This window comes from Mycobacterium gastri, from assembly GCF_002102175.1.
Taxonomy (GTDB): Bacteria; Actinomycetota; Actinomycetes; order Mycobacteriales; family Mycobacteriaceae; genus Mycobacterium; species Mycobacterium gastri.
In genome coordinates this window covers 61,546-86,527 of sequence record NZ_LQOX01000147.1, presented here as the reverse complement: position 1 = coordinate 86,527, position 24,982 = coordinate 61,546, and the positions used below count along the sequence as shown (strand labels likewise).

The following is a 24,982-nucleotide window of genomic DNA, read 5'->3' as shown; positions in this document are numbered from 1 at the left end:
CGATGCGCCACTAGTGTTGTCAGCGTGGTCTGCATCGCCTACCTCGGTCCGGAAGGGACTTTCACCGAGGCGGCGCTGCTGCAGATAACCGCGGCCGGGCTGATACCCGGGCGGGACGCGGAGCTGACGGAGCTGCCGCAGCGGCTGCCGGTCGAAAGCACCCCCGCCGCGCTCGACGCTGTCCGGGACGGCGCGGCGGATTTCGCCTGCGTGCCAATGGAGAACTCGATCGACGGATCGCTGGCGCCCACGTTGGACAGCCTGGCCATCGGTTCGCCCCTGCAGGTGTTCGCCGAGACCACGCTCGAGGTGGCCTTCAGCATCGTCGTGCGGCCCGGCCGCAGTGCCGCCGAGGTACGTACGCTGGCTGCCTTTCCGGTGGCGGCGGCGCAGGTACGGCAATGGCTCAGCGCGCATTTGCCCGGCGTCGAGATGTGTCCGGCGTATTCGAATGCCGACGCGGCCCGCCAGGTGGCCGATGGCCGGGTCGACGCGGCCGTCACGTCGCCGCTGGCGGCCGCCCACTGGGCGTTGGCGCCGCTGGCCGACGGTGTCGTCGACGAATCCAGCGCGCGGACCCGTTTCGTGTTGATCGGCCGGCCAGCCCGACCTCCGGCGCGCACCGGTGCCGACCGCACCTCGGCGGTGTTGCGGATCGACAACGTGCCCGGCGCACTCGTGGAAGCGCTGACCGAGTTCGGCATGCGCGGCATTGACCTCACCCGGATCGAATCCCGGCCCACCCGCACCGAATTGGGCACCTACATGTTCTTCGTGGACTGCGTCGGTCACATCGACGACGACGCCGTCGCCGAGGCACTCAAGGCGTTGCACCGTCGTTGTGCTGATGTGCGATACCTGGGTTCCTGGCCGACGGGACAGGCGGCCGGCATGCGACCGCCGCCACCCGACGATGCATCGATCTGGCTGGCTCGGCTCAGGGAGGGCCAGCCCGACCCGGTCCGGGAGCCGGGGCGATGAGCGGTCGTCTGGTGCTGTTGCGGCATGGCCAGTCCCACGGCAACGTCGAGCGCCGGTTGGACACTCGGCCACCGGGCACGGCGTTGACACCCCTGGGACGCGAACAAGCACGCGCGTTCGCGCTCGGCGGCCCTGCCCGGCCGCTCCTGCTTGCGCACTCGGTGGCGGTCCGCGCAGCGGAAACGGCCGAGGTGATCGCGGCCGAGCTGGACTTGTCGCCGCTGCGGCTCGACGGCATCCACGAGGTCCAGGTGGGGGAGCTGGAAAATCGCAACGACGACGAGGCCGTCGCCGAATTTAACGCCATCTACGACCGCTGGCATCGCGGTGAGTTGCATGTGCCGCTGCCCGGTGGTGAGTCCGGCGAAGACGTCTTGGACCGTTGCGTGCCGGTGCTCACCGAACTACGGATGCGCTACCTGGACGACGCCGCCTGGGACGGTGACATCGTGGTCGTCAGCCATGGCGCGGCGATCCGGCTGACCTCGGCGGTACTGGCCGGAGTCGACGGCACCTTCGTGCTCGACAACCATTTGGGCAATGCCGAATGCGTGGTGCTGGCTCCGATCACCGACGGGCGGTGGAGTTGTGTGCAGTGGGGAAGCCTCACGCCGCCGTTCTACCCCGACCTCACCCAAGGCCCACCCACCCCAGTCATCGACGCGGTGACGTCAAGCACTGACCCGATGGGGTGATCCAACCCCTCCGTTAGCCGTGTCAGTGCACCCGCAGCCGACCGCGTCGCAGTCGATGACGAACGTGTGCACCGATATCTCCGGCCCGTCGCAGTCGGTTTCGGTGCATTCGGCCCGGCCCAGAGGATGCCGAATGATGGCCCCGTGGCAGTGATAGACGCCCGTCCGGCAGTCGCGACAGACTGTGCTCATGAAGCGTTCTTAGCACCGGGGCCGGACAAATCCGGGATGCCGCGCCCGTCACCGGCCGGGTTCGGTCAGCCCCACCCCAGTTCGTCCAGCCGGGCATCGTCGATGCCGAAGTGGTGGGCGATCTCGTGGATCACCGTGATCGCCACCTGGTCGACGACTTCGTCGGCGGATTCGCAGACATCCAGCAGGGCGTCGCGGTAAATGGTGATGGCGTCCGGCAGTGCTCCGGCGTAATCGGAGTCACGCTCGGTCAGCGCGACCCCCTCGTACAAGCCCAGCAGGTCGCGGTCGTCGGGGTGGCGGTCGGCGACCAAGATGACCACATTGTCCATCGCGGCTGCCAGTTCGGGCGGGATGAGGTCGAGGGCGTCGGAAACCAGTTCGTCGAACCGTTGCGGGTCCATCCGCACCGCCACCGGCTAACCTTCCGGCGCGGGCTCGGCGGGTGCGGGGGCTTCGGGTGCCGGGGCCGCCGGCGGCCCCCCGCCATCGGCCGGCGGGGCGGCGGGTGCTTGGGTGGTAGCCGGGGCAGCGGGTGCTTGGGTGGTAGCCGGGGCTGCGGGTGCGCGAGACGGTGTCACCACCGGCTGTTGATTGGGCAGGTGCTGGTTGCCCGGCGGCGTGATCGGGATCTCCTGGACCGGGGCAGCGGGTTGCGTGGTCGGCACCTGCAGCGGGATCGGCGGCAGCGTGAGCCGCTCCTCGGGGATGTCGGGTGGTGGTATCGGGGGCTGGCCGTTGACCAGCAGCGCCCCCTTGGCGCTGTTCACCAACGTGGCCCAGCCTCCGTTGCCCAGTGTCGCGCCGATACTGCATGCGACCTCACGGCTTCCGGCCGACCAACTGGACAGCGACAGCGTCGGATAGATCAGGGTCAACGTGGTGGTCCGCAACTTGATGGGCGCCAGGTAGGCGTCCGTCATCCGGGTGCAGTTGTCCTTGATGTACGCGTCCTGCTCGGGTTCGGCGGGCAGCGCGTTGGGGAACTTCTCGGCGAGGTTGACCGTGCCGGTGACCTCCATCGCGTGCGGGGCCGTGCAATCGACCGGAACATCGACCGGTTGGTTGGTGTTCGAGTCGATGGCCAGGCAGGTGCCGGCCGGCCAGACCTTGGACTGGTCGAGGTCGGCAACCTTGCCTTTGAACAGGGCCTGCTGATTGTTGGAGCCGGGCAACTGCAGGCCGCACAACATCCGCCGCTCGCCGGCTTGTCGCCACGCGCGGTCACCGGACCACAGCATGCTGATGGTGAACTTGCTGTTCGGATCGAACTTGGTGCCGAGGTAGCGGCGTACCGTGGCCTCGCACTGTTCCTGGCTGATTTGCTGGATGCGTGCCGGCGACGGGGGAGCGGCGTTGGGCCCGTACTCCGAACCGGGGAAGGCCCGCATGTCGATGGACTCGGCCACCTCGAACCGGTGGTCGTCGGAACAGCTGACGATGGTCGCGGCCTCCGGCATGGCGTCGGGCCAGGTCAGGCAGTCGCCGCTGGCAGCGCGGTTGAAGGCGGTGTTGCTCTTGGCGCCGGTGCTGGGCACCGGATTGTTGTCGATGTAACCGGCCAGCCGCCCGGGACCGGTGGTCACCGCGGGAACCGCGGTGACCAGCCCGGCGATCAACAGGGCACCCAAAGCGGTGAGCAGCAGCGCCCGCCGGGTCGCCGACGCCTGCAGAGCACGGGGCCAGCGGAAGCCCGCCCGCGGCGGCTCCGCTTGGGCCGCGGCGGCTCCGGTGTCCGGTGAGCTGTCAGGTGGCAGTTGCTTTTCGGGCGTGTCCAACATCCGTTCCATTCTGACAGGGCCCACCCAGTCGCGTGACCAATGTTGCTGATGTGAGACCAGAGCCGATGCCCGGCCATCTGACGCCATCGGGCTGTGCTGTCAAAAGTAGTCTTGCGGCCGTGATCGACCTGAAGCTGCTCCGCGAAGACCCCGACGCCGTGCGGCGCTCCCAACTCAGTCGTGGTGAGGACCCGTCGCTGGTCGATGCGCTGCTGACGGCCGACGCCGCCCGCCGCAGCGCGATCGCGGCGGCTGATGCGCTGCGCGCCGAGCAGAAGGCCGCCAGCAAGAGCGTGGGCGGCGCGTCACCCGAGGAGCGCCCGGCCCTGCTGCAGCGCGCGAAAGACCTTGCCGAGCAGGTCAAGGCCGCCGAAGCAAACCAAACCGAAATCGAGGCGGTGTTCACGGCGGCGCACCTGGCGATCCCCAACGTCGTAATGGACGGCGTCCCTGCCGGCGGGGAGGACGACTACGCGGTGCTCGACGTCGTCGGTGAGCCCGCACCGCTGGACCACCCCAAAGACCACCTAGAACTCGGCGAGGCGCTGGGGCTCATCGACATGCAGCGCGGCGCGAAGGTGTCCGGATCGCGGTTCTACTTCCTGACCGGGCGGGGTGCACTGCTGCAGCTGGGGCTGCTGCAGCTGGCGCTGCGGCTGGCCGTCGACAACGGCTTCATCCCGATGATCCCGCCGGTGCTGGTGCGCCCGGAGGTCATGTCCGGGACCGGCTTCCTGGGCGCCCATGCCGAGGAGGTGTACCGGCTGGAAGCCGACGACCTCTACCTGGTGGGCACCTCGGAGGTTCCGCTGGCCGGCTACCACTCCGGGGAGATCCTGGACCTGTCCGCCGGGCCGTTGCGCTACGCGGGCTGGTCGTCGTGCTTCCGGCGCGAGGCCGGCAGCTACGGCAAGGACACCCGCGGCATCATCCGCGTGCACCAGTTCGACAAGGTCGAGGGCTTCGTCTACTGCACACCCGGCGACGCCCGGGCCGAACATCAACGGCTGCTGGGCTGGCAGCGCGAGATGCTGGCCCTGATCGAGGTGCCGTATCGGGTCATCGACGTGGCCGCGGGCGATCTCGGCTCGTCGGCGGCGCGCAAGTTCGATTGCGAGGCCTGGGTCCCGACTCAGGGCGCCTACCGCGAGCTGACCTCGACGTCGAACTGCACCACCTTTCAGGCGCGCCGGCTGGCGATTCGCTATCGGGATGGCAACGGCAAGCCGCAGATCGCGGCGACTCTCAACGGCACGCTGGGCACCACCCGCTGGCTGGTCGCGATCCTGGAGAACCACCAGCAGCCCGACGGCAGTGTGCGGGTCCCCAAGGCGCTGGTCCCGTTTGTCGGTACCGACGTGCTCGAACCTTAAGCGGGGACGGTCTGATGCGACTGTTCGTGCCGGCGCTGCCGCTCGATGATGGCGAAGTAGCAGGCGAACGCGAAGGCGAAGCTGGTGAACAGGCTGCTAAGGAAGTACAGCCACGGGCGCCGGATACCCCGCCGATAGCCGTCGGTGATGGTAAACAGCGGCAGCAGAATGACATTCGCGATCGTGTAGTCCTGGCTGGCAGAACTGGCGGCCGGGTTGGTGAACATCAGCCGGATGTAGTCTGCCCAGCTGCCGGGACCCCAGATTGGGTTGGCCGATCCGTGCGTGTAGTGCTGCACGAAGTGGATGTTGAAGTACCAGCCCAGCGCGATCGAGGTGACGCCGGCGGTGTAATACACGCATTCCAGCGGTGACAACCAGGACCCGCCCGCCGGTTTCGCATAGACCTTCGGGTTCGACGCCACGATCCAGGCGACGACGGCCAGCCCGAGTAACGCGTGGACAACGAGCGACACCATGGCCGCAGTGTCACCGCGCCGAAAAGTTTTGTCAATATTGTCATAACTTTTCTTGGTACCTTACTGCCATGGTCCGGCCAGCGCTGACGGCGCGCAGCGAACGCACCCGGGAGGCGTTGCGTCAGGCCGCCCTGGTGCGGTTTCTGGCCCAAGGTGTGGCGGATACCTCTGCCGAACAGATCGCGGCAGATGCTGGGGTGTCGCTGCGGACGTTCTATCGCCACTTCCGCTCCAAGCACGATTTGCTGTTTGCCGATTACACCGGGCTGCATTGGTTTCGCGCGGCGCTGGACGCCAGACCGGCCGACGAACCGATCATCGATTCGGTGCGGTCGGCCGTCTTCGCATTTCCCTATGATGTGGAAGCTGTCACGAAAATCGCCGCCTTGCGCGGTAGCGAGCTCGATCCCGGCCGGATCGTTCGGCATATCCGCGATGTCCAGGCCGACTTCGCCGAGGCCATCGCCGGGCAGCTGCAACGCCGTAGCTGCGTTGCAGACCCGACACGAGACCAGCGGTTGCGGGCGGCGGTGACGGCGAGGTGCATCGCCGCGGCCGTCTTCGGCGCGATGGAGGTGTGGATGCTTGCTGACGACCGGTCGCTCGGCGAGTTGGCGCGCATGTGTCACACGGCGCTGGAATCGCTGCGGGCCGGTATCACCGAGGCGTGGGTGCCCAACCACGTTTCGTCATAATTGACAAAACACTGCGATCCGTGCCAGCGTGCCTTGCGGGAGGGCAGCAGCATGTCGGATTACGACGCGATAGTCATCGGCGCCGGGCATAACGGGCTGACCGCGGCGGTGCTGCTGCAGCGGGCGGGACTGCGAACCGTGTGCCTGGATGCCAAGCGCTACCCCGGCGGGATGGCCGCCACCGTCGAGCTGTTCGACGGGTACCGGTTCGAGATCGCCGGCTCGGTGCAGTTCCCGACGTCGGCGGTGGTCATCAGCGAACTCGGATTGGACACCTTGCCGACCGTCGAAATGGAAGTTATGTCGGTAGCACTGCGCGGTCTCGGCGACGATCCGCTGGTCCAGTACACCGACCCGATGAAGATGTTCGCCCACGTCAACGAGGTGCACGGGGCGGACGCGGTGACCGGAATGGCAGGGCTGCTGGCGTGGGCCCAGGCGCCGACACGAGCGCTGGGACGCTTCGAGGCCGGCACGCTGCCGAAGACCTTCGACGAGATGTATGCGTGCGCCACCAACGAATTCGAGCGCTCAGCCATCGACGACATGCTGTTCGGATCGGTCACCGACGTGCTGGACCGCTACCTGCCGGACCGCCAGAAGCACGCCGCGTTGCGCGGCTCGATGACGGTGCTGGCCGTCAACACCATCTATCGCGGGCCGGCCACGCCGGGCAGCGCCGCCGCGCTGGCCTTCGGACTCGGAATCCCCGACGGCGACTTCGTGCAGATGAAGAAGCTGCGCGGCGGCATCGGCGCGCTGACCGCGCATCTGCGCCGGCTGCTGGAAAGCCACGGCGGCGAAGTCCGGTTGCGATCCAAGGTGGCCGAGATCCGCGTCGAGGGCAACCGGGTGAGCGGGGTGCGCACCGAGGCCGGCGAGATACTGAGCGCCCCGATCGTGGTCTCGGCCGTCGCGCCCGACGTCACGGTCAACGAGCTGATCGATCCCGCGGCGCTGCCCGCCGGCATCCGGGAACGGTATGCGCGTATCGACCACCGCGGCAGCTACCTGCAGATGCACTTCGCCTTGGACGAGACTCCCAGCTTTGCCGCGCCGTACCAGGCGCTCAACGATCCGGCCATGCAGGCATCGATCGGCATCTTCTGCACGCCGGAGGAGGTGCAGCAGCAGTGGGAGGAGTGCCGCCGCGGAATCGTGCCGGCCGACCCGACTGTCGTACTGCAGATCCCGTCGTTGCACGATCCGCAGCTGGCTCCGCAAGGCAAGCACGCCGCGTCGGCGTTCGCGATGTGGTTCCCGATCGAAGGCGGTGCCGACTACGGGCGGTCCAAGCTCGACATGGGCCAGCACGTGATCGACAAGATCACCCGGCTGGCACCGAATTTCGCCGGCAGCATCACCAGGCACACCACCTTCACGCCCAAGCACATGGGGGTGATGTTCGGCGCCCCCGGTGGCGACTACTGCCACGGGCTGTTGCATCCGAACCAGATCGGCCCGAACCGGCCGGGGCCGAAAGGCTATATCGGGCAGCCCATCCCGATCGGCGGGCTGTACCTGGGAAGTGCGGGATGCCACGGCGGGCCCGGAATCACGTTCATCCCGGGCTTCAACGCCGGACGTGCGGCCTTGGCCGAGCTTTAGCTTTAGCTTTAGCGCTTCGCCGAGCGTGTTCCCAGTGCGAAAAAACCGCGGAAACTTCGCAGTGGATTCACGTTCGGCGAGAGGCTAACCGCGTTCGGAGAGCAACCCATCCAGCAGCGCCATGAAATCGACCGGACGCGCGGGCGTGAAGGCCGGTTTCCACCGCGCCCCCGGTATGTCCAGGGTGATCAACGTCGACTTGAGTGGCCGGTTGACGTCCAGCGGCAGCCAGCGCTGCAGGTCCGAGCTGCCCCAGATACGGAACCGGTGGGTGAGCAGGCCCAGCGGCTCGGCCTTGTAGCCGCGGATGTCGTCTAACGCGATGACCTTGGCCGTGCCGGACGGAAAGTGGTACCGGCGCAACGTCAGCGCGGCACGGTCCAGCTGGACCACGCCGTCGTCGTAGAACTGCATCATGTTTTCGAACTCCGCAACTGGTGGCCGCGGGTGGTCAGGCAGCGGCCGTCGTCCAGCCGCCATTGCCACCCGTGCAGGTTGCAGGTCAACGTGTTGCCTTCTACCACACCGAATTTCGAAAGGTCGGCCTTTAGATGGGGGCAGCGGCGCTGAATTTCCCAGCCGTCCAGGGTGATCGATGCGCTGTCGTCGTGAGTCTCGGCGAACCAGCCGTCGGCGTAGGTGATCCGCTCGTCGGTCAGACACTTGAAGAACGTGTACAGGTATTCGTTGTAGCCGCCGACGCGCCAGGCCCGAAACCGGGTGGACAGGAAGATGGTGTTGACCCAGTCCGGTTCCCGGTCGTGCAGCACGGTGCGCACCAGCTCGGGCGCGATCGCGAACCCGTAGCGCACCTTCTCGTCGGGAATGCGTTCGCGCACGGTACGTTTCGGAAAGTCCAAGACGATGGTCTCGGGACCCAGGACTAGTTCTACCGGGTAGCCGATGCCGTCGCAGATCTGGTCGCTTTGCATCATGATCGGTTCGAACAGCGCGCGCAGCGGCTCCAGCAGCGGCTCACCGCTGGCCGAAGCCCAGCTGGCACATTCGGCCGCGACGACGGGCGCCATCCGTTCGGCATAGTCGGCGATGTATTTCGACTTGCCGGTGGTGAAGATGGACTCGACGTCTTCGACGGGCAGTGGATGGCTCAGCGAATTCAGCTGCGCGCCGGTGAAATCCGCGACCGATCCCGGAATCATCAGCAGGCCGCGATCGTGGCCGTGGGTGCGCATCTGGTCCAAGAACACCATCTGGTCGGGGAAGATGTTGGCCGGGTCGCTGCCGTCGTCGTTGAGGTGGCGCAGTTCGGGGTCCAAGAAGCACGGTGGTCCGGCCGACGGGATCACCCAGGTAGCCCCTACCTGCGCGATGTACTGGCGAGCCCGGTCCATCCCGCGCTGCCGCTTCTGGGTGCCGAAAGCTTCCTTGGCACGCGCCGGCATGTCGTAGACCATCGGGTACCAGATGGCGCCCGAGTACTGCAGCATGTGCACGTCGATAGGGCCGAACTCCGCTGCCAGCATGTCCAAGTCGATCGGACGGGCATCGTTCATGTTGAACACCGTCGTCTCGCTATCGGAAACCACCAGCGCCGAGTCCCCGATCGGACCGTCGGCCGGGGCGCGCAGCGCGATGATCATGATGTCCAGCTCACCCTTGGGCCCGCTGAGCCGGTGCTTGACCGAGTCGGTGGTCTCGAAAAAACGGTGGAACCCTAACTTCTCCAGCTCATTTCGCAGATCGGGTACCGGAAAGTCGGGAAGCAGCACCACCGCGTCCTTGTTGACGTGGGCCCGCAGGTTCTCCGCGTCGAAGTGGTCCTTGTGGAGGTGGGATACGTATAGATAGTCACAGGCGCCCAGGGCGTCCCAGTCCAGTGTGCTGTTGTCCGGAAACGGGAACCAGGACGCGAAGTAGGCCGGATTGAGCCATGGATCGCACAGGATGCTGCCCCCGTGAGTCCGGATCAGAAAGCCGGCATGGCCGACGCTTGTGACCTGCACAAATACCTTTCTGTGCCGTTCAGAGGAGATCGATGTGCGCGCGCCTACGGCGCCAAATGCAGCATCGAGCTTAGCTTGCGTCGATATCTTCGGCCTGCCACAGCCGCCGGTAGTAGTCGAGGCGCCGCGGGTCCGGCTCGACCCCATAGGCTTCGAAGAACACCGTGTCCCAGCCTCGCCCCGGGTAGTTCCAGCCCAGCGACAGTGTTGCTACCGCGAGGTCGGCCCACCGATCGGCAACACCCAAGGCGTCTAAGTCGACATGTCCGCAGCACCGGCCGTGCTCATCGATCAGCGTGTTGGGTGAACACGCGTCACCGTGACAGACCACCACCCGATCGACCGGCGGGGGGTCGCCGAGCTTTGCCCGCCAGGCCGGGGAAAGCCTGGTCAGCCGGCCGGCCGCCGACCAGTCGAACGGACACGACGGCACCGGCAACCTGTCGTGCAGTGTGCGCAACCCCACAGCGATCGCCCGCACCGCCACCTCCGGTGCCGCCAGCCAGCGCGGGTGCACCGCCGAAACCCCGGGCAGCCCGCCGGTCCGCAGCCAAGCCCGGTCTCCGTCGAGCCCGAAACCCAATACCGGCGGCACCGGCGTGTGCTGCGCTGCCCAGCGCAACCGCCGCGCTTCGTCGGCAAAGTCGACCGTCGCCGCTTCGGCTACCTTGACGAATTCGGTGCCGGGACCGATCCGGAAGGTGACGCCGCCGAGCTCATTGGTCCAGATCGCGCGCACGCGCCGGCCGGCAGCAAATCCGCGGACCACCGCAGGCACGGCCGGCGGTGACGTGGGGAAGGACATGGGAAGGGAAGGTCGCCTCTCTTTGCCTCTCTTTTCCGGCTTCAGCGTTGGCCGCCCGGAGCACTAGGCTGGACAGCTGTGGAACCGGTATACGGGACTATCATTCAGCTTGCCCGCCTGACCTGGCGCATCCAGGGTCTCCGGATCACCGTCACCGGTGCGGAGAATGTACCGGCCAGCGGTGGCGCGGTCGTCGCGATCAATCACACCGGATACCTGGATTTCACCTTCGCAGGTTTGCCCGCTTACCAGCAGGGCCTCGGGCGCAAGGTGCGGTTCATGGCCAAACAGGAAGTCTTCGACCACAAGTTCACCGGCCCAATTATGCGTCGCCTGCGGCACATCCCGGTGGACCGGCAGGAAGGGGCCGCGTCCTACGAGGCGGCGGTCCGCATGCTCAAGGATGGTGAGCTGGTCGGCGTCTATCCCGAGGCCACGATCAGCCGCAGCTTCGAGATCAAGGAATTCAAGTCGGGTGCCGCCCGGATGGCGGTCGAGGCCGGCGTGCCGATCGTTCCCCACATCGTGTGGGGCGCGCAACGGATCTGGACGAAGGGCCACCCCAAGAAGCTGTTGCGTCCGAAGGTGCCGATCGTGGTCGTCGTCGGCGAGCCGATCGAACCGACACTGGGCACCGCCGAACTGAACAAGTTGCTGCACTCGCGGATGCAGCATTTGCTGGAGAGGGCGCAGGAGCTGTACGGACCACATCCGGCCGGTGAGTTCTGGGTGCCGCACCGGCTGGGCGGCCGTGCGCCGTCGTTGGCTGAGGCGGCCCGGATGGATGCTCAAGACGCGGCGGAGAAGGCGGCTCGCCGCGCTCGGCGCGGCAATCCGGCCGGAGCCGCGGAGCAGTGACCGATGGCCGAGCCGACCTACCGCACCCTGGAGATCCTGGCCAAGTTGCTGGTGCTGACGACCGGAACCCGGATCACCTATCTCGGTGTGGAAAACGTGCCCGAGCGGGGCGGCGCCGTGGTCGCCATCAACCACACCAGCTATGTCGACTGGCTGCCGGCCGCACTGGCCATGAATCGTCGGCGCCGCCGGATGAGATACATGATCAAGGCCGAGATGCAACGGGTGAAGGTGGTCAATTTCCTGATCAAACGCACCCGGACGATTCCGGTGGACCGGGGTGCCGGCGCCGGCGCCTATGCGGTGGCGGTGCAGCGGCTTCGGGAAGGGGAATTGGTCGGCGTCTACCCGGAGGCGACTATCAGCCGCAGCTTCGAGCTCAAAGAATTCAAGTCCGGGGCCGCCCGGATGGCGCTGGAAGCCGACGTCCCGATTGTTCCCGTTATTGTTTGGGGTGCCCAGCGGATCTGGACCAAAGGCCATCCCCGGCGCCTTGGGCGGACCAAAGTGCCGGTCATTGTGCACGTGGGACCGCCGTTTCCGGCCCGCGGCGATATCGCGCAGACCGATGCTGCTCTGCGGGAGGCGATGACCGGGCTGTTGCACCAGGCGCAGCAGCGGTATCGGCACCCGCCCGGGGCGTACTGGGTGCCGCGCCGACTCGGCGGCGGTGCGCCGACGCCGTTCGAGGCGGCTCAGTTGGAGGCTGACGAGGCGGCGGCGAAAGCCGCCAGCCGTGCGCCGCATCAATCGCGGTAGCGGTGGAAGGAGAACATAAGAGATGGCCGAGCCATTTTTCCGGATGATGGAGTTTCTTGTCCCATCGATTGTCGCGGCCAACGGAAACAAGATCACCTACTACGGCCTGGAGAACATTCCTGAGCGTGGCGGCGCCTTGATCGCCCTCAACCACACCAGTTACGTGGACTGGATTCCCGCCTCGATCGCCGCCAAGCAGCGCAGGCGACGGTTGCGGTTCATGATCAAGGCCGAAATGCAGGAGGTGAAGGCGGTCAATTACGTGATCAAGCACGCCCAGCTGATTCCGGTGGACCGCTCCGAGGGCGCCAATGCCTATGCGGTGGCGGTGCAGCGGCTGCGCGGGGGCGAACTGGTCGGATTGCACCCGGAGGCGACCATCAGCCGCAGCCTGGAACTGCGGGAGTTCAAGACCGGGGCGGCCCGGATGGCGCTGGAGGCGCAGGTGCCGATCGTTCCCATGATCGTCTGGGGTGCGCACCGGATTTGGCCCAAAGATCAACCAAAGGACTTGTTCCGCAACAAGATTCCGATCACCGTGGCGGTTGGGCATCCGTTGCGGCCCCAGGGCGACGCGGTGACGCTCAACGCCACGTTGCGGCAAGCAATGGAATCGATGCTGTATCGGGTGCAGGAGCAGTATCCGCATCCGCCGGGGGAGTACTGGGTGCCCAGGCGGCTCGGTGGTACCGCGCCGAGCCCGGAGGAGTCGCAGGCCTTCCGAATCGCCGAATTGGCTGAGCGAGCGCGAAAGCGTGAGCGGGCCCGCGTGACATCGCCGAGTCGCAGCAGAATCGCTGAACTGGCCCAGCGAGCGCGCCGGCGCGGTCACCACGGCGTGACCACGCCCAGTCGCAGCAAAGGCGTACCGCACTGACGACACCGCCGAGCCCGCCGGCCCTCATCGCGTGCGACGTCGATGGCACTCTGCTCGACGACGACGAAATCGTCACTGCCCGCACCCGTGCCGCGGTACGCGCCGCGGTCGCCGCCGGCGCGACGTTCATCCTGGCCACCGGCCGCCCGCCGCGTTGGGTGCGGCCGGTTGTCGACGCACTCGGATTCGCGCCGATGGCGGTGTGCGCCAACGGCGCGGTCATCTATGACCCCGCCACCGACCGGGTGCTATCGGCGCGCACCCTGTCCGTGGATGCGCTAGCCGCCCTGGCCGAGACCGCCCAACGGGTCATCCCCGGTGCCGGATTGGCCGTCGAGCGGATCGGCGACCGTGCGCACGATACGGCGACCCCCCAGTTCGTCAGTTCGCCGGGCTACGAGCATGCCTGGCTGAACCCGGACCACACCGAGGTGTCGATCGAAGATTTGCTCAGCGCGCCCGCGATCAAGCTGCTGATCCGCAAGACCGGCGCAACCAGCGCGGAGATGGCGGCCCGGCTGGCCGAACATCTCGGTGCCAAAGGTGAAATCACCTATTCGACCAACAACGGGCTGGTCGAGGTCGTTCCGCTGGGCATCAGCAAGGCGACCGGTGTGGCAGAGATCGGCCGGCCGCTGGGAATTGCAGAGGCGGACGTGGTGGCTTTCGGGGACATGCCCAATGACGTGCCGATGCTGCTGCGGGCCGGGCTCGGGGTGGCGATGGGCAATGCCCATCCCGACGCGCGCGCCGCGGCCAACGAGGTCACCGCTCCCAACACCGACGACGGCGTCGCCCGGGTGCTGGAGCGCTGGTGGTCCTGATCCGGACGGCGCCGCTGATGTGGGAGACTGCCCGCGTGCCGGCGTACCAGCCTGATTCTCGCCGCCTGGGCGGGAAGTGTGTCGCCACGCCGGGCCAGTTACCCGGACCGGAGGAGAGCTAGTGGGGCCGGAACCAGACCCACCCGTCAGCGGCCGACCCGACGACGACCAGAGCCGGCTTGCCGGGCGGCGCGAGGATGCGCAACCGGCACCGGAGGAGGAGCCCGCCGCGGCTGCCGAGCGGTCCGACGAGACGCCGTCGGCGCCGGAGGTCGGATCCGAGCAGGGCGAGCCCGAGGAGACGCAACCGGCGCAGGATGTCGAATCGGCAGGGGACGCACCGGCCAAGCGCCGGGCTGGCAGCGTCCAGTATCAGGACGCGGAAACCTCGCGGCCACGTCCCCCGACGCCGGCCGAGCTGCGGGCGCGGCGGAAGTACGAGGAAAAGCAGCGCGCGATCGAAGAGGCTCGGCTCGAGGCGGAGGCCAAGCGCGCCAGGCAGAAGCGTGTCCTGATGGGCGCCGCGGCCGGCGTCGGGGTGGTGGGTCTGGTGGCGGGCCTGGGGTACTGGTTGTTGACGCCCGAGCATGTCACCGCCCAATGCGTTCAGGAAGACCCGAATGGTCAGCCGGTGATCGTCCCAGACAGCTACTGCACCGGCCATACCGCGGGTCTCAACGGCTTCTTCTTCTACGGCGGACATCAATACCGGTACTATTACGGCAGCTCCGGAACGGTCGGTCAACGGCCCAGCGGCGGCACCACGGTTGCGCCGAAAGGTGCCACGATCACCACGAAGTCCGGTACCACCATTTCGCGTGGCGGGCTCGGCGGCAGCGGCGGCAAGGGCGGCGGCGGGAGCGGCGGCTCGTGAAACGCGCCAGGACACAGCCGCGTTCCGACTGGCGGTCCATCGTCGAATCGCAGGGCCTGGTCTACGGCACGCCCGCGCGCGATGCGGCCGGCGCCGACCGGCCGTACTGGGACGAGTCGGTGTACTACGAGTTCGACATGGACGAGATCCTGGCGCTGGAAGCCGATGTCGAACTGCTGCACTCGATGTGCCTGAACGCCGTCGAGCAGGTGGTCCTGATGGAGCGGTACGCCGATTTCGGTCTGCCCGAATGGAGTTGGCCGTTCATCGCCGAATCGTGGCGGCGCTCCGACCCACATGTATACGGCCGCTTCGACTTACGTTACGACGGTCGCCGGCCGGCGGTGCTGCTCGAATACAACGCCGACACCCCGACCACCCTGCTGGAGGCCGCGATTCTGCAGTGGCACTGGCTCAAGGACAAGTTCCCCGCCGACGACCAGTGGAACTCGTTGCACGAACAGCTCGTCGACCGCTGGAAGGCGGTCGCTGATCTGTTGCCCGGCAACGAACTTCACTTCACCTGGTCGGGCGTGGAAGCAACCGGCGAAGACCAGATCACAACGACGTACCTGCAGGAGACCGCGGCCGAAGCCGGCTTCCACACCGTCGGCTTGATGATCGAGGACGTCGGCTGGGATGCCGCGCTGGAGCGGTTCGTCGATCTGGAAGAGGCGCCGATCGAGGCAATCTTCAAACTGCACCCCTGGGAATGGGTGCTCGATGACCAGTTCGGCAAACACGTGGTATCGAGCCTGCCGCAGACGATGTGGATCGAGCCGCTGTGGAAGGCGCTGTTGTCCAACAAGGCGATCCTGGCGGTGTTGTGGGAAATGTATCCCGGGCACCCGAACCTGCTGCCGGCCTACATCGATGACCCGCATGAACTCACCGAATACGTTCGCAAACCCAAGCTGGGCCGCGAAGGCGCAAACATCACGATCGTCGGTGCCGGCATGGAGACCGCCACCGGCGGCGTCTACGGCGAAGAGGGCTTCGTCTACCAATTGCTGGATCCGCTACCGGAATTCGACGGTATGCGTCCCGCGTTGGGAGCGTGGATCGTTGGCGACTCGGCGGCGGGTCTCGGTATCCGGGAGACCGCCGGACTGGTCACCGACGACGGCGCGGCCTTTGTCCCACACCGGATTCCGCCGCAATGAGCCATTCCGCTGAAATGAAACCTTTCCGCCAAATGAAACGGAGCTGATCTTCGATGACGACGACCATCGTGGCGCTGCATTCGGACTACTGGAGTTGGCTCGGTCGCGGGGTCGGCGCCGTCGTGTTGTACTCGATCCTCGGTCTGGTGCTGATGATCATCGGGTTTCACGCCATCGACTTCACCACCCCGGGACCGTTACGCAAGATGGTCCGCGCGGGTAAGCCCAACGCCATCATCGTGGCCGCCGCCGGGATGGTGAGCATGGCGCTCATCGTGGTGCTGGCGATCTATTCGTCGTCGGGCCGGCTGGCCGAGGGACTGCTGGCGTCGGCGACCTTCGGCATAGTGGGCATCGCCGCGCAGGTGGTGATGATGCGGATCGCGACCCTGGTCATCGGAATCGACATGGACACGTTGTTCCAGGCCGACGAATACAGCTACGAGTGTCTTATCGTGGCGGCGGCGCAGTTCGCGTTGGGCATTGTGGTGGCGGTGGCGATCCTGTGACGTGCGTTGCGATGCGGGACGCCGGACCGCAGTCGTCGGACACGCCGGTGCGATCGGTCGCGTGTTCTGTGACGGTGGTCCAGCCCGCGACGGCACGCTCCAGCCGGTAAGTCGCCGCCGACACTGCCGGCTCGGGCGCAATCGAGTACCAGCGGGCCACGGTTTCAGTGACGGGAACCAGTAGTTGCGTCGGAGCCCCACGACCCGCCAGCAAATCCTCCCAGCCGTTGGCGTCAACCGGCGGGGGCAGCAGCCGCCACCGATCACCGTGATGCCGTGCATACCTGTTGATCAGGTACTTGCCCCGAATTCGAGCCGCTCCCAGCGAGTCGCCGCGGGACTGTGCCTCGCTGCTCAACACCGCCAAGAGCACCACCGCCGACGCCAACCTGCGGTACCCGTCGAGCACACCGAACCGACGCACCGCGGCATTGAATGGCGACAATCGGTTCATGGTGATCGGGCCAAGGTCCAACGGCGGGTCGGAACAGAATTCCTCCCCGCTCGCCCAGTCGACTTCCAGTTCAGCGGCCCGGGTCAACATGCGTCGCCACAGCAACCGGGAAGCCTGGTCCGGCACCCAGGGATCGCGGTGGACGGGGTCGGCCACCAACTGGCAATCGGTGGTTCCCAGCACCGTCTGCAGTGCGTAGACGGTAGCCGTCATCTTCGATCGGTCACCCAGCGACCAGGGCGACGGCGGGGCAGATGAAGTCGAAGTGGATGCCGTCGATGGGTCGGCCGAAGCCGACGTGGATACCCTGGGCACCCTCGTTCATCAGCGAGTTCAGTGACCAGTCGGCGCCGGCGAGCACCTGTGGGTTGGTGCCGATGGAGCATTCGGTGATGCGCAGACCGTAGTCACGTGTCCACCGGGCGATGTCGTCCTTGATGTCACGGCCGTCGAGCAGACACCGGACGAGCTGGTTGTCTTTGATATGAAGCTCCACACCCTTGCGAGAGATCTCGCGGCGGTGCTCCACCCATTCCGCCGGTTCGGGCCCGGCGCGCAACTGCGGATCCCGCGACGCGATCATGCCGATGGCCCGGCAATGGCCGTCGACGAGGAATGCGCTGTCGTGGTCCGCCTTGAGGTTAGCCAGCCCGATCTCGAAGAAGGAGTGGGCCGATAGGCATTCTCCGGGCTTGATGGTCGGGTCGTCCAGGTGGATCAAGCCGGCCTGGCCGCGGGATCGGACCGCCAGATCGGTGCCCTCGCCGGTGAACGAGATATGGCCGCCCGACGACTTGATGGCTACGGCGATATCGCCTTGGCGCTGGACGCAGGACAACGGGTCAGATGCCAATAGCTTCTCGACCGTGTAGCGCACCGTGTGCTCGTCGCCGTTATGTACGGACTGGACCACGTGGATCTTGCGCACCCCCGGTTGTGACCTCAGCGCAAGCCCGACCGTGTCGGGGTTTGCGTTGACCGCGACCACGGCTCCGTCGGCGAGGGAGTCGATCTCGTTGAGCGGGATAGCCGGGATGCCGGCGTCGTTGAGCCAATCGACCAGGTCGGGGAGGTCGACGGCGATCACGGGTGCTTCGCCATCGAAGATGCGGGAAAGGCGCTCCGCGCTGCAGGGTATTTCGTGGCCGTCGGCGGTTGAGCCGCCGACGGCCACGAAATCAGTACTCACATCCATTCAAGCCAGACGGCTTCCGCGCTCTCGTCAGACGTCCGGGGGACGCTGACGTCGACAAAATCGTGCTGTTGCATCGGGGAATCTCCTTACATGAAGACAGTTGCCATATGCCACTGTCGTCGCCAAATATTATCGATCGATTGATTGTTTTGCAAGCCCGGTGTCCGGCGACGGTCAAACCGACCGGGTCGGGGCGTGCGCCTGCTAAGTTGCGCGCGTGTCCCGAAAGGTCGAACCGTCGGCTACCCGCGAGCGATCCTTCGCAGGCCCGGACCGCTGGGATCCCGACGATCACGAACGCGCGCTGCTGCGGCGTTTTGCCGACCAGTGGGCACAACTTCGCGTTCTCGATTTGGGAATAGGCACCGGACGTACCTGGTTCGCGTTCGGCTGGCGCGCCGGTCGCTATGTCGGAGTGGAGTTGGTTCACGAATTGGCCCGGCGTGCGGTCGAGCGCACGGCGGGTCGCGCAACGGTGTTAGTCGCCGATGCGGCGCGGCTGCCTCTGGCCGCCGGGATTTTCGACCTGGTGTGTTTCCCGTTCAACGGCCTGGATTACGCAGATCCCCCCACCCGCACCCGGATCCTGGGCGAAGCGGCCCGAGTGCTGCGACCGGGTGGTTCGTTGTACTTCACTACTCATTCGCTGGAGTGGCTGCTGGACCGGTCAGGTCCCGATCGCCGCGGCGAACTGTCCACCATCGAACGACAAAGACTGGCTGATCTCCGGCCTGGCGGCTCGACCGGGATCGTGGTGCTGCACGACGACGCGGGGAATGGAACCTGCTACGTCACCCATGACTGGGAAATGGACGAACTCCGCTCCCTCGGGTTCGTCGTCACCGACGTTCACGACGACAACTCGTCGTCTCGGGCCTATCTGGTGGAGCGCCCGGGTTCACCGTGATTTGCCCCACCTGCCGCTCACGCGCCGCCAGGAGACCAGCAGCAGGGCCGCGATCGCGGCGGTCACGAGGGTCGTGATGGTCGCGATGGTCGGCACCGCGAGGAAGTCGGCTGCCAGGCCCCACAGGCCGCTCCCAATCGCGAGAGGTATGGAGAAGATGAGGGCGAGCGTCGAGACATGCCGATCCCGCACCGACTCGTGCACCGCCGATTGAATCTCGGCATTGATCAACGTGCCAATCGACGCTACCCCGAAGCCGAACGAGACCATCAACAACCCGGCGCTCACCATCGTGTCCCGGACTGCGGCCAAAACGGCGCACGTCAACATCAGCGTCAGGGGCACCGTCACCAGCACACGGACGCCGACGCCGCGGGCCGCCGCCCGCGTCGTGAAGACCTGCAGGACACTGCCCGTTGCGTACAACGCGAACAGCACGCCTACCTGCGCGACGCCGCCGTCGACGCCTTCGACCGCGAGCACCGGCGTCACTGCCACAATCGGCGCCAGCATCAGTTGTAAGGCGGCCAGCAGCCCAAACAAGAGCCGGACCCGGTGATAGACCACCGGGTCGTCGGCGTGGGCAGGATTTCCGGGTTGCTTGCGATGTGGCGCCGCTACCGCATTCGGTCGCGGGAAGGTCAGCGCCAGCCCGCCGCCGGCCGCGAACACCACGGCGATCAGCGAGCTCGCGGGTTGCAGGCCCAGCAGGTGGGCGACCAGTCCGCCGCCCGCGGTGCCGCCGAGGATCGCCGCTACGCGGAAGGCCTCATACGGGCCGATCTGTCCATACAGCTCATTGCTGTCACGGCCGCGACGCAGCTGTGAGTACCAGGCCGGATAGTTCACCCCCGTGACCGCGCCGATCACCATGGCCGGCAGCAGCAGCCACAGGTACTGGTGCAGCGGAATGAGCAGCGCCATCACCATGGTGACCGTCGCCGACACCAGCCCGCTCGCCACGATCGAGGTGCGCCCCGACAGTGCGGCGCCTCGGGTCGTCAACCAATAGGAGGCCGCGGCAAACGCCAACGTATAGGCGGTGTCGAGCAACCCGGTGAGAAACGCCGAACCGGTGAAGATGAATGCGGCGTAGCGCCAGACGACCGCAATCGATGCGGTCGCGGCCGAAATCAATCCCCGCGTCACGGACAGTCGAACCAGACCGACCCTCATCCGCCAGACCTGGTCATGACACCGCACTCTAGACCGGGGGCTCGCCAGGAGACGCTAGCCGCGCAGCGACTTTGGTGGCACCGTGCAGCCGGCCAGCGAGTCGGCGTCGATGGTGCGGGGTCGGTACGCCAACCCGGGCAATCGGGCCGTCATCGCCGCGACGGGATCGTCGGAAATGGGGCCGGAAAGGCCGGACAGAAAGGCCCACTCGTGCTCGTCGCTACCGAAATAGACCACGGTGTCAAAGATTTCATGAAAGCGTCGCCAAGACCGGCGCAATGGCTCGTTGCGCCACACTGTTGGGCACCCGGCCTGGGACACGACGACCCGACCGATTGCGCGGCATCTCCTGAGGAAGTCGACGTCGTACAACCGGTTGTGCTGGGCCAGCCCGATGCGCTCGTCGGGAAGATCGATTACGACGACGTCGTAGCACTCGGTGGACCGCGCCACGAATTCCCTGCCGTCACGGTAATGTACGGTGACCGGACCGAATCCTTGTTCGGCCCTGAGCAGTTCGTCCATCGGGTAGCCGTAGGGTAGATGCTCCGCGCAGAGCCGAACGGCATCCCGATCGATGTCGACGTGATCGACATGTGCCGCTCCGGCGGCCACCGCCAGCTGACATACCACGCCTTCGCCGGAACCAATGACCAGTACCCGCTCCACCCGCTCCGCCAACAGCAGCGCCGGCACCAGCAACGCCTCGTGGTACACCAGCTGGCTGAACTCGGTGCTCTGCCGTTCGCCGTCACTGAACAACGCCACACCCTGGGCCGTTTTGCCGATCAGCAATTGCTGGAATGGGGTCCGTGCCTCACAGATGACCTCGTGCAGTTGCCAACGTCGGCTCAGTCCGGGCGCCAGCGGCTCGATGATCTCCCAGCCCGGCGTAGCGCCACCGGCTCCGCCGACGAAATAGGTTGGCAGCGGCGCAAATCCGTTGAACTCAACCGATGCGTAGCTCGCCGTGTAGGCCCCGGCGTCGTCGATCTGCACGCCGTCGCCGGGACGCAGCGTCACCGGAAGGGCGTAGCTGCGGTAGAGCACGTCGTCGCCGTCGCAGGTCGGTCCCGCGAGCACCGCATCGGCGACGGGGTCGCCGTCCCGTTCGGTCTTCAGGCGATAACGGATGTACTCGTTTTCCGTCTCCGCAAGACCCCGGTAGCGACCGATGTCGAGGTACACCCAACGGTGACCATCGGTACCGGTGCGCACCGACACCACTTCGGAGCTGATGACCCCCGCTGAGCCCACGATCACGCGGCCGGGTTCGATCACCAGCTGGGGATGACGGGAGCCGAAATGGCGTGCCAGCGCCGACTTGATGGTCTCGGCAACGGCGCTGAGTGTTGGCGCGTCGGCGGCATAGGCGATCGGGAAGCCGCCGCCGGCGTTGACCGCCGTGAGGCCGTCGAACTCAGCGAAGACGTCAGCGGCACAACGTATCCCGAGCTCCCACGCGGCCGGGTCGAGCTGTTGGGAACCGACGTGAAAACAGACGCCCTCGGGGCGCAAGCCCAGTTGCCGGGCATGTTCGAGCAGCCCGGCGGCCTCTTCGGGAGCGCAGCCGAACTTGTGGCCGAACGGCGTGACCGACGACGGAAACCGCGGAGCGATACGACATTCCACGCCGGCTCCGGGGGCGTGCTCGGCGATTGGCGTCAGCCCCGCAACGGTGTCGAACGCGAACCGCCGCACTCCGCTTGCCGACGCCTGCGCCACCTCCGACGGCTTCTTGACGGTGTTGCCGAATGTCAGCCGGCCACCATCGATCCCGGCGGAACGGCATGCCTGGATCTCGCCGACCGAAGCAACGTCGAATGCGGCCCCTTCGGTGGCGAGCAGACGCAGTACGGGTTCACTCGGATTAGCCTTGACCGCGTAGCGGATCGAAGCGCCGGGCAGCGCGGCTTGCAGCTGCGCGAAATTGTCGCGCACCCGATCCAGATCGATCGTCAGATACGGCGTCTCCGGCACGAGACGCAAGACTAACCCGACCTCAGTTCGCTGGATGCGTTGGCAGCGAGAAGTGTTCGGGAGGGACCGCGGGGCCGCTCGGGGGTTGCGCGGACACGGGAGACAGCGGCGTCGTGATTCCGTCGACGACCTCGCTGACGTTGCCGGTGAGCCGTTCGAAGTTCAACACGCCGTGCTGGAAGTTCTGGGTGATCCGCAGCGGTTCTTGGATCTCGGCGCTGGTCGGCAGGCCGAGCGGCCCGCGTTCGTAGCTCAGCGAAGCCCAGGCGTCATAAATCGCACCGGTGACCGGCTGCGCGCCGGTGTCGGGCGACCAGTACATCGCTCCCTTGGCGAAGGTCGCATAGCGTGCCGCGCCCGCTGCCTCGGCCTCCGGCGAGGTCGGCGCGCCCAGCACGCTGTTCATCCCGCCCAGCGCCTGCCAGCGCTCGTAGATCGCGCCGCCCTCGAGCGCCTTGAGCAACTCCTCGGGGGGATCGTTGAAATGTGCGGCGATGTCCCGGATTTCGTCCATCAGGGCATAACCGGCATTGCCCGGGCAGTCGGTGTTGCCGACGTCGCGGTGGGTGAAGATGGCCGGCAACCGCGCGATCGCACCAGCCGGAAAGGTGGTGTAGGAGCTGCCGGCCGACTCCAGTTCCACAGTGCCCTTGGGGTCGACGTCGTCCATGCCCAGCCGCCAGCCGAGCAGTCGCCCGACGGCGCGGAGTTGCAGCGGTGTCGGCGCGACGTCGTCGAAGTTGCCGATCATCGCCACACCCCAGGTGTCGCGGTTGAATCCGCCGGTGTGGAACGCCTCGACCGCTTTGGTGAGGCCCCCGGCGCTGCCCTCGAACACCTGGCCGTACTTGTCGACCAGCGCGTTGTAGGCGATGTCGCACCAGCCCAGTGTCTTGCTGTGATACGTGTAAATCGCCTTGACGATCCCGGCGGATTCCAGGGGCGAATAGTCGTTGCTGCCGGCGGTGTGGTGGATCACCGCGGCGCGAACGGCCCGGTCGTATTGCGGGCTACCGCAGCGCAGCGACTCGTCGGCTCCCCATTCCGCACGGCTGATGATGGGCGGCGCTTGGCCGGGCATCGTGACCCCGGTCGGTGGTGTCCACTGTGTTCGGGCCGGCGTCTGCGGTGGCGAGATGAGGATCGCGGAGATGTTCTGCCCGAACGGTTGCTCCTTGGTGGCTGGGCGATAGCCGAGGCCGTCCGGGTTCGTCTCGGCAGCCACCGGCGGCCGGGTCACCGGCGCATCGGCCGGGCGGGTGACTGCGACCTGGACGGTCGTCGTGGTGCCGACGAACACCGGATCGGTGCTGCGCGGCCCCCCACCAGGGTCTGTGCCCGGTGTGTCGGGTGCCGCGGTTTCATACTCGGCTTGGTACCAAGGCCCCCATGACCCGTCCGGGCGTTTGGCCCGCACCCGCGTCGAGGTGCCGGCCAGGTGACCGGTCAATGCGACCAACGAAAACGGCGTCTCCTGAGTGAGTTCGCGTACCGTGACACCGCCGCCGAGGCCGATCAGCGGCTTCTCGACGAGCTGGGTGTCCTGCGCGGGCAGTCGCTCATGGGTGCTGTGAGGAGGACGGTTCAGCACCCACGAGACGATGACCACCGTGGCGGCGACAGCGGTGACCAGCATGGTCGGGACACGGCTGCGAGACGCCACCAACTAATGTTACTTGTGTGTCTAATGTTTCTAATGAGACGACACGGTACTTATCGGGAAAACCTGTCGACGACACCGCAGAGTGATGACGTGCAGCCCGTCCGGGGCGACTCTGCGGTGCCGTCAGGTGACAGGTCCCGACGTTCTTCTCGACGCTGCCTCGAGGCTGCGCGGCCTCAGGCGATCGGCGTCGTCGGCACTGCCGGCGGTGCCACCACCGGCGCGGCGGCCGCCGGCACCGCGGGCGGAACCACGGCGGGTGCACCGACGGCAGGTGCGCCAGCAGCCGGTGCCGCCGCGCCGCCGTTCTGGATGGCCTGCATGATGGACGGCATCAGCACGCCCTTCAGCAGGTCGATGGCCTGCCCGGCGCCCAGCTGATTGGCCGCCTGCATCACGTCGTTGAGGAGCCCGCCGCCGCCGCTGCTTCCTGCGCCACCGGTGCCGGTGCCGATCGGGCTGGTGGCCGGCCCGTAGCCGGTGCCTGGCCCGTAGCCCAATGACGGGTCTCCCAGGATCGGGTAGGTGCCGTCGGCCCCCGGGTCCAGGCCGGCCGGTGTCGTGATGGGAATCTCGTTGGCGCCGGCGCCAAGTGCCGGGTCCAGCCCCGTCGGGCTGGTCAGGCCCGGCGTCGCTCCGGTGGGGCTGGTCAGCGCGGGATTCACCGCTGTCCCCGGTGTCGGCGGCGTCAAGGTGGTACCCGGCAGGGCCAGTGATCCCGGCGTCGACGGCGTCAAACCCGTCGGACTGGTCAGTCCCGGGCTGGTCAGTCCCGGACTGGTGAGACCCGGGCTGGTCAGTCCAGGACTGGTCAGTCCCGGGCTGGTCAGCCCCGGGCTGGTGAGACCCGGGCTGGTCAGGCCCGGACTGGTCAGGCCGGTGCCGGCGGCACTGCTGCCGGTCAGGCTTGGCACCGGCGGCAGGTTGATACCGAACTGCGAAAGCCCCTGCGACAGGGCCGACATCAGCTCACCGGGCAAATCGGCCACGCTTGCCGCCCGGACAAACTCGTGGTGCTCGGGCGGTTTGCTTCCCGCGGTCGCTTCGTAAACGAGAAAGTATGCACAAGGACTCGCAACTGCCAGGGCCGCGACTGCGCTCATGGTGGTCGAGAGCTTGCGTCGGCGTCGATTCGGCACGGAAGTCTCCTCAATCTGGACTATTTATCGC

The 24,982-nt window shown here is 66.8% G+C and carries 25 protein-coding genes and 1 pseudogene; 13 read left to right on the top strand and 13 right to left on the bottom strand.

All coding sequences use genetic code 11. The features are described from left to right. The first annotated feature begins 24 nt into the window (after positions 1-24). Together pheA and AWC07_RS24240 are read left to right on the top strand one after the other, a co-directional pair. Positions 25-981: a prephenate dehydratase gene (gene pheA / locus AWC07_RS24245; RefSeq protein WP_036417748.1), complete on the top strand. Its 957-nt coding sequence runs from the start codon at positions 25-27 to the stop codon at positions 979-981. Beyond that, a complete protein-coding gene (locus AWC07_RS24240; protein WP_036417750.1) occupies positions 978-1,676 on the top strand; it encodes a histidine phosphatase family protein in 699 nt (232 codons plus the stop codon). The genes pheA and AWC07_RS24240 overlap by 4 nt, the downstream gene beginning before the upstream one ends. Here AWC07_RS24240 and AWC07_RS29140 read toward each other — a convergent pair. From AWC07_RS29140 to AWC07_RS24225, 3 genes and pseudogenes are all read right to left on the bottom strand, one after another. After that, complete coding sequence (locus AWC07_RS29140; RefSeq protein WP_084293692.1) at positions 1,653-1,868, bottom strand: hypothetical protein; 216 nt, start codon at positions 1,866-1,868, stop codon at positions 1,653-1,655. The genes AWC07_RS24240 and AWC07_RS29140 overlap by 24 nt on opposite strands. Next, positions 1,865-2,284, bottom strand: a pseudogene (locus tag AWC07_RS24230) (metallopeptidase family protein). The gene AWC07_RS29140 and the pseudogene AWC07_RS24230 overlap by 4 nt, the downstream one beginning before the upstream one ends. A 3-nt stretch (positions 2,285-2,287) precedes the next feature. After that, entirely contained in the window at positions 2,288-3,649 is a 1,362-nt protein-coding gene (locus AWC07_RS24225; RefSeq protein WP_139829857.1) for a septum formation family protein, read from the bottom strand. Positions 3,650-3,768: 119 nt separating this feature from the next. Here AWC07_RS24225 and serS point away from each other — a divergent pair, with 119 nt between their 5' ends. Further along, positions 3,769-5,022, top strand: coding sequence for a serine--tRNA ligase (gene serS, locus AWC07_RS24220; protein ID WP_036418242.1), 1,254 nt, complete (start codon positions 3,769-3,771; stop codon positions 5,020-5,022). Here the strand turns inward: serS and AWC07_RS24215 are convergent. Further along, positions 5,019-5,501 carry a DUF2834 domain-containing protein gene (locus tag AWC07_RS24215; protein WP_036418244.1) on the bottom strand — a complete coding sequence of 161 codons (483 nt, stop codon included), beginning with the start codon at positions 5,499-5,501 and terminating at the stop codon, positions 5,019-5,021. The two genes, serS and AWC07_RS24215, sit on opposite strands and share 4 nt — an antisense overlap. A 68-nt stretch (positions 5,502-5,569) precedes the next feature. Between AWC07_RS24215 and AWC07_RS29135 the strand changes: the two genes are divergently transcribed. Both AWC07_RS29135 and AWC07_RS24205 read left to right on the top strand, forming a co-directional pair. Then, a complete protein-coding gene (locus tag AWC07_RS29135) occupies positions 5,570-6,196 on the top strand; it encodes a TetR/AcrR family transcriptional regulator (protein ID WP_085105262.1) in 627 nt (208 codons plus the stop codon). A gap of 51 nt (positions 6,197-6,247) precedes the next feature. Beyond that, positions 6,248-7,804, top strand: coding sequence for a phytoene desaturase family protein (locus AWC07_RS24205; protein ID WP_036413358.1), 1,557 nt, complete (start codon positions 6,248-6,250; stop codon positions 7,802-7,804). Between the two features lie 84 nt (positions 7,805-7,888). On the opposite strand, the gene AWC07_RS24200 is transcribed toward AWC07_RS24205, so the two are convergent. The 3 genes from AWC07_RS24200 to AWC07_RS24190 form a co-directional block, all read right to left on the bottom strand. Beyond that, positions 7,889-8,221: a hypothetical protein gene (locus AWC07_RS24200; protein WP_036413334.1), complete on the bottom strand. Its 333-nt coding sequence runs from the start codon at positions 8,219-8,221 to the stop codon at positions 7,889-7,891. Then, positions 8,218-9,768: an MBL fold metallo-hydrolase gene (locus AWC07_RS24195; RefSeq protein ID WP_036413335.1), complete on the bottom strand. Its 1,551-nt coding sequence runs from the start codon at positions 9,766-9,768 to the stop codon at positions 8,218-8,220. Before AWC07_RS24195 ends, AWC07_RS24200 begins: the two co-directional genes overlap by 4 nt. 70 nt (positions 9,769-9,838) lie before the next feature. Further along, positions 9,839-10,573 (bottom strand): aminoglycoside phosphotransferase APH(3'), encoded by a 735-nt coding sequence (locus tag AWC07_RS24190; protein ID WP_036413336.1) that lies wholly within the window; start codon positions 10,571-10,573, stop codon positions 9,839-9,841. Between the two features lie 78 nt (positions 10,574-10,651). Here AWC07_RS24190 and AWC07_RS24185 point away from each other — a divergent pair, with 78 nt between their 5' ends. The 7 genes from AWC07_RS24185 to AWC07_RS24155 all read left to right on the top strand — a co-directional run bounded on the left by AWC07_RS24185 (position 10,652) and on the right by AWC07_RS24155 (position 16,437). After that, on the top strand, positions 10,652-11,431 hold the full coding sequence (locus tag AWC07_RS24185) for a lysophospholipid acyltransferase family protein (protein WP_036413338.1): 780 nt from the start codon (positions 10,652-10,654) through the stop codon (positions 11,429-11,431). A gap of 3 nt (positions 11,432-11,434) precedes the next feature. After that, complete coding sequence (locus AWC07_RS24180) at positions 11,435-12,190, top strand: lysophospholipid acyltransferase family protein (protein WP_036413339.1); 756 nt, start codon at positions 11,435-11,437, stop codon at positions 12,188-12,190. Between the two features lie 22 nt (positions 12,191-12,212). Then, positions 12,213-13,067 (top strand): lysophospholipid acyltransferase family protein, encoded by an 855-nt coding sequence (locus AWC07_RS24175; protein WP_084293519.1) that lies wholly within the window; start codon positions 12,213-12,215, stop codon positions 13,065-13,067. Continuing rightward, positions 13,064-13,891, top strand: a complete 828-nt coding sequence (locus AWC07_RS24170; protein ID WP_036413341.1) for a Cof-type HAD-IIB family hydrolase — start codon at positions 13,064-13,066, stop codon at positions 13,889-13,891. The genes AWC07_RS24175 and AWC07_RS24170 overlap by 4 nt, the downstream gene beginning before the upstream one ends. A gap of 121 nt (positions 13,892-14,012) precedes the next feature. Continuing rightward, positions 14,013-14,765: a hypothetical protein gene (locus AWC07_RS29130; RefSeq protein WP_244187690.1), complete on the top strand. Its 753-nt coding sequence runs from the start codon at positions 14,013-14,015 to the stop codon at positions 14,763-14,765. After that, a complete protein-coding gene (locus AWC07_RS24160) occupies positions 14,762-15,928 on the top strand; it encodes a glutathionylspermidine synthase family protein (RefSeq protein ID WP_036413343.1) in 1,167 nt (388 codons plus the stop codon). The genes AWC07_RS29130 and AWC07_RS24160 overlap by 4 nt, the downstream gene beginning before the upstream one ends. A gap of 53 nt (positions 15,929-15,981) precedes the next feature. Continuing rightward, positions 15,982-16,437 (top strand): DUF350 domain-containing protein, encoded by a 456-nt coding sequence (locus AWC07_RS24155; RefSeq protein WP_036413345.1) that lies wholly within the window; start codon positions 15,982-15,984, stop codon positions 16,435-16,437. Here the strand turns inward: AWC07_RS24155 and AWC07_RS24150 are convergent. Both AWC07_RS24150 and AWC07_RS24145 read right to left on the bottom strand, forming a co-directional pair. After that, positions 16,379-17,104 carry a hypothetical protein gene (locus tag AWC07_RS24150; RefSeq protein WP_036413348.1) on the bottom strand — a complete coding sequence of 242 codons (726 nt, stop codon included), beginning with the start codon at positions 17,102-17,104 and terminating at the stop codon, positions 16,379-16,381. The two genes, AWC07_RS24155 and AWC07_RS24150, sit on opposite strands and share 59 nt — an antisense overlap. 10 nt (positions 17,105-17,114) lie before the next feature. Next, positions 17,115-18,080, bottom strand: a complete 966-nt coding sequence (locus AWC07_RS24145) for a CgnE/CgnB domain-containing protein (RefSeq protein WP_139829856.1) — start codon at positions 18,078-18,080, stop codon at positions 17,115-17,117. A 223-nt stretch (positions 18,081-18,303) separates the two neighbouring features. Between AWC07_RS24145 and AWC07_RS24140 the strand changes: the two genes are divergently transcribed. Continuing rightward, positions 18,304-18,993 (top strand): class I SAM-dependent methyltransferase, encoded by a 690-nt coding sequence (locus AWC07_RS24140; protein WP_051507998.1) that lies wholly within the window; start codon positions 18,304-18,306, stop codon positions 18,991-18,993. Here the strand turns inward: AWC07_RS24140 and AWC07_RS24135 are convergent. From AWC07_RS24135 to AWC07_RS24115, 4 genes are all read right to left on the bottom strand, one after another. Next, entirely contained in the window at positions 18,985-20,169 is a 1,185-nt protein-coding gene (locus AWC07_RS24135) for an MFS transporter (RefSeq protein WP_084293520.1), read from the bottom strand. The genes AWC07_RS24140 and AWC07_RS24135 overlap by 9 nt on opposite strands. A gap of 54 nt (positions 20,170-20,223) precedes the next feature. Continuing rightward, the gene (locus AWC07_RS29125; protein WP_244187689.1) at positions 20,224-22,149 is read right to left on the bottom strand and encodes an alanine racemase; all 1,926 of its coding nucleotides are present in this window, start codon (positions 22,147-22,149) and stop codon (positions 20,224-20,226) included. 22 nt (positions 22,150-22,171) lie between these two features. Next, positions 22,172-23,812, bottom strand: a complete 1,641-nt coding sequence (locus AWC07_RS24120; RefSeq protein ID WP_244187688.1) for an LGFP repeat-containing protein — start codon at positions 23,810-23,812, stop codon at positions 22,172-22,174. A gap of 176 nt (positions 23,813-23,988) precedes the next feature. Then, positions 23,989-24,951, bottom strand: coding sequence for an exported repetitive protein (locus tag AWC07_RS24115; RefSeq protein ID WP_036413356.1), 963 nt, complete (start codon positions 24,949-24,951; stop codon positions 23,989-23,991). Positions 24,952-24,982: the final 31 nt, after the last annotated feature.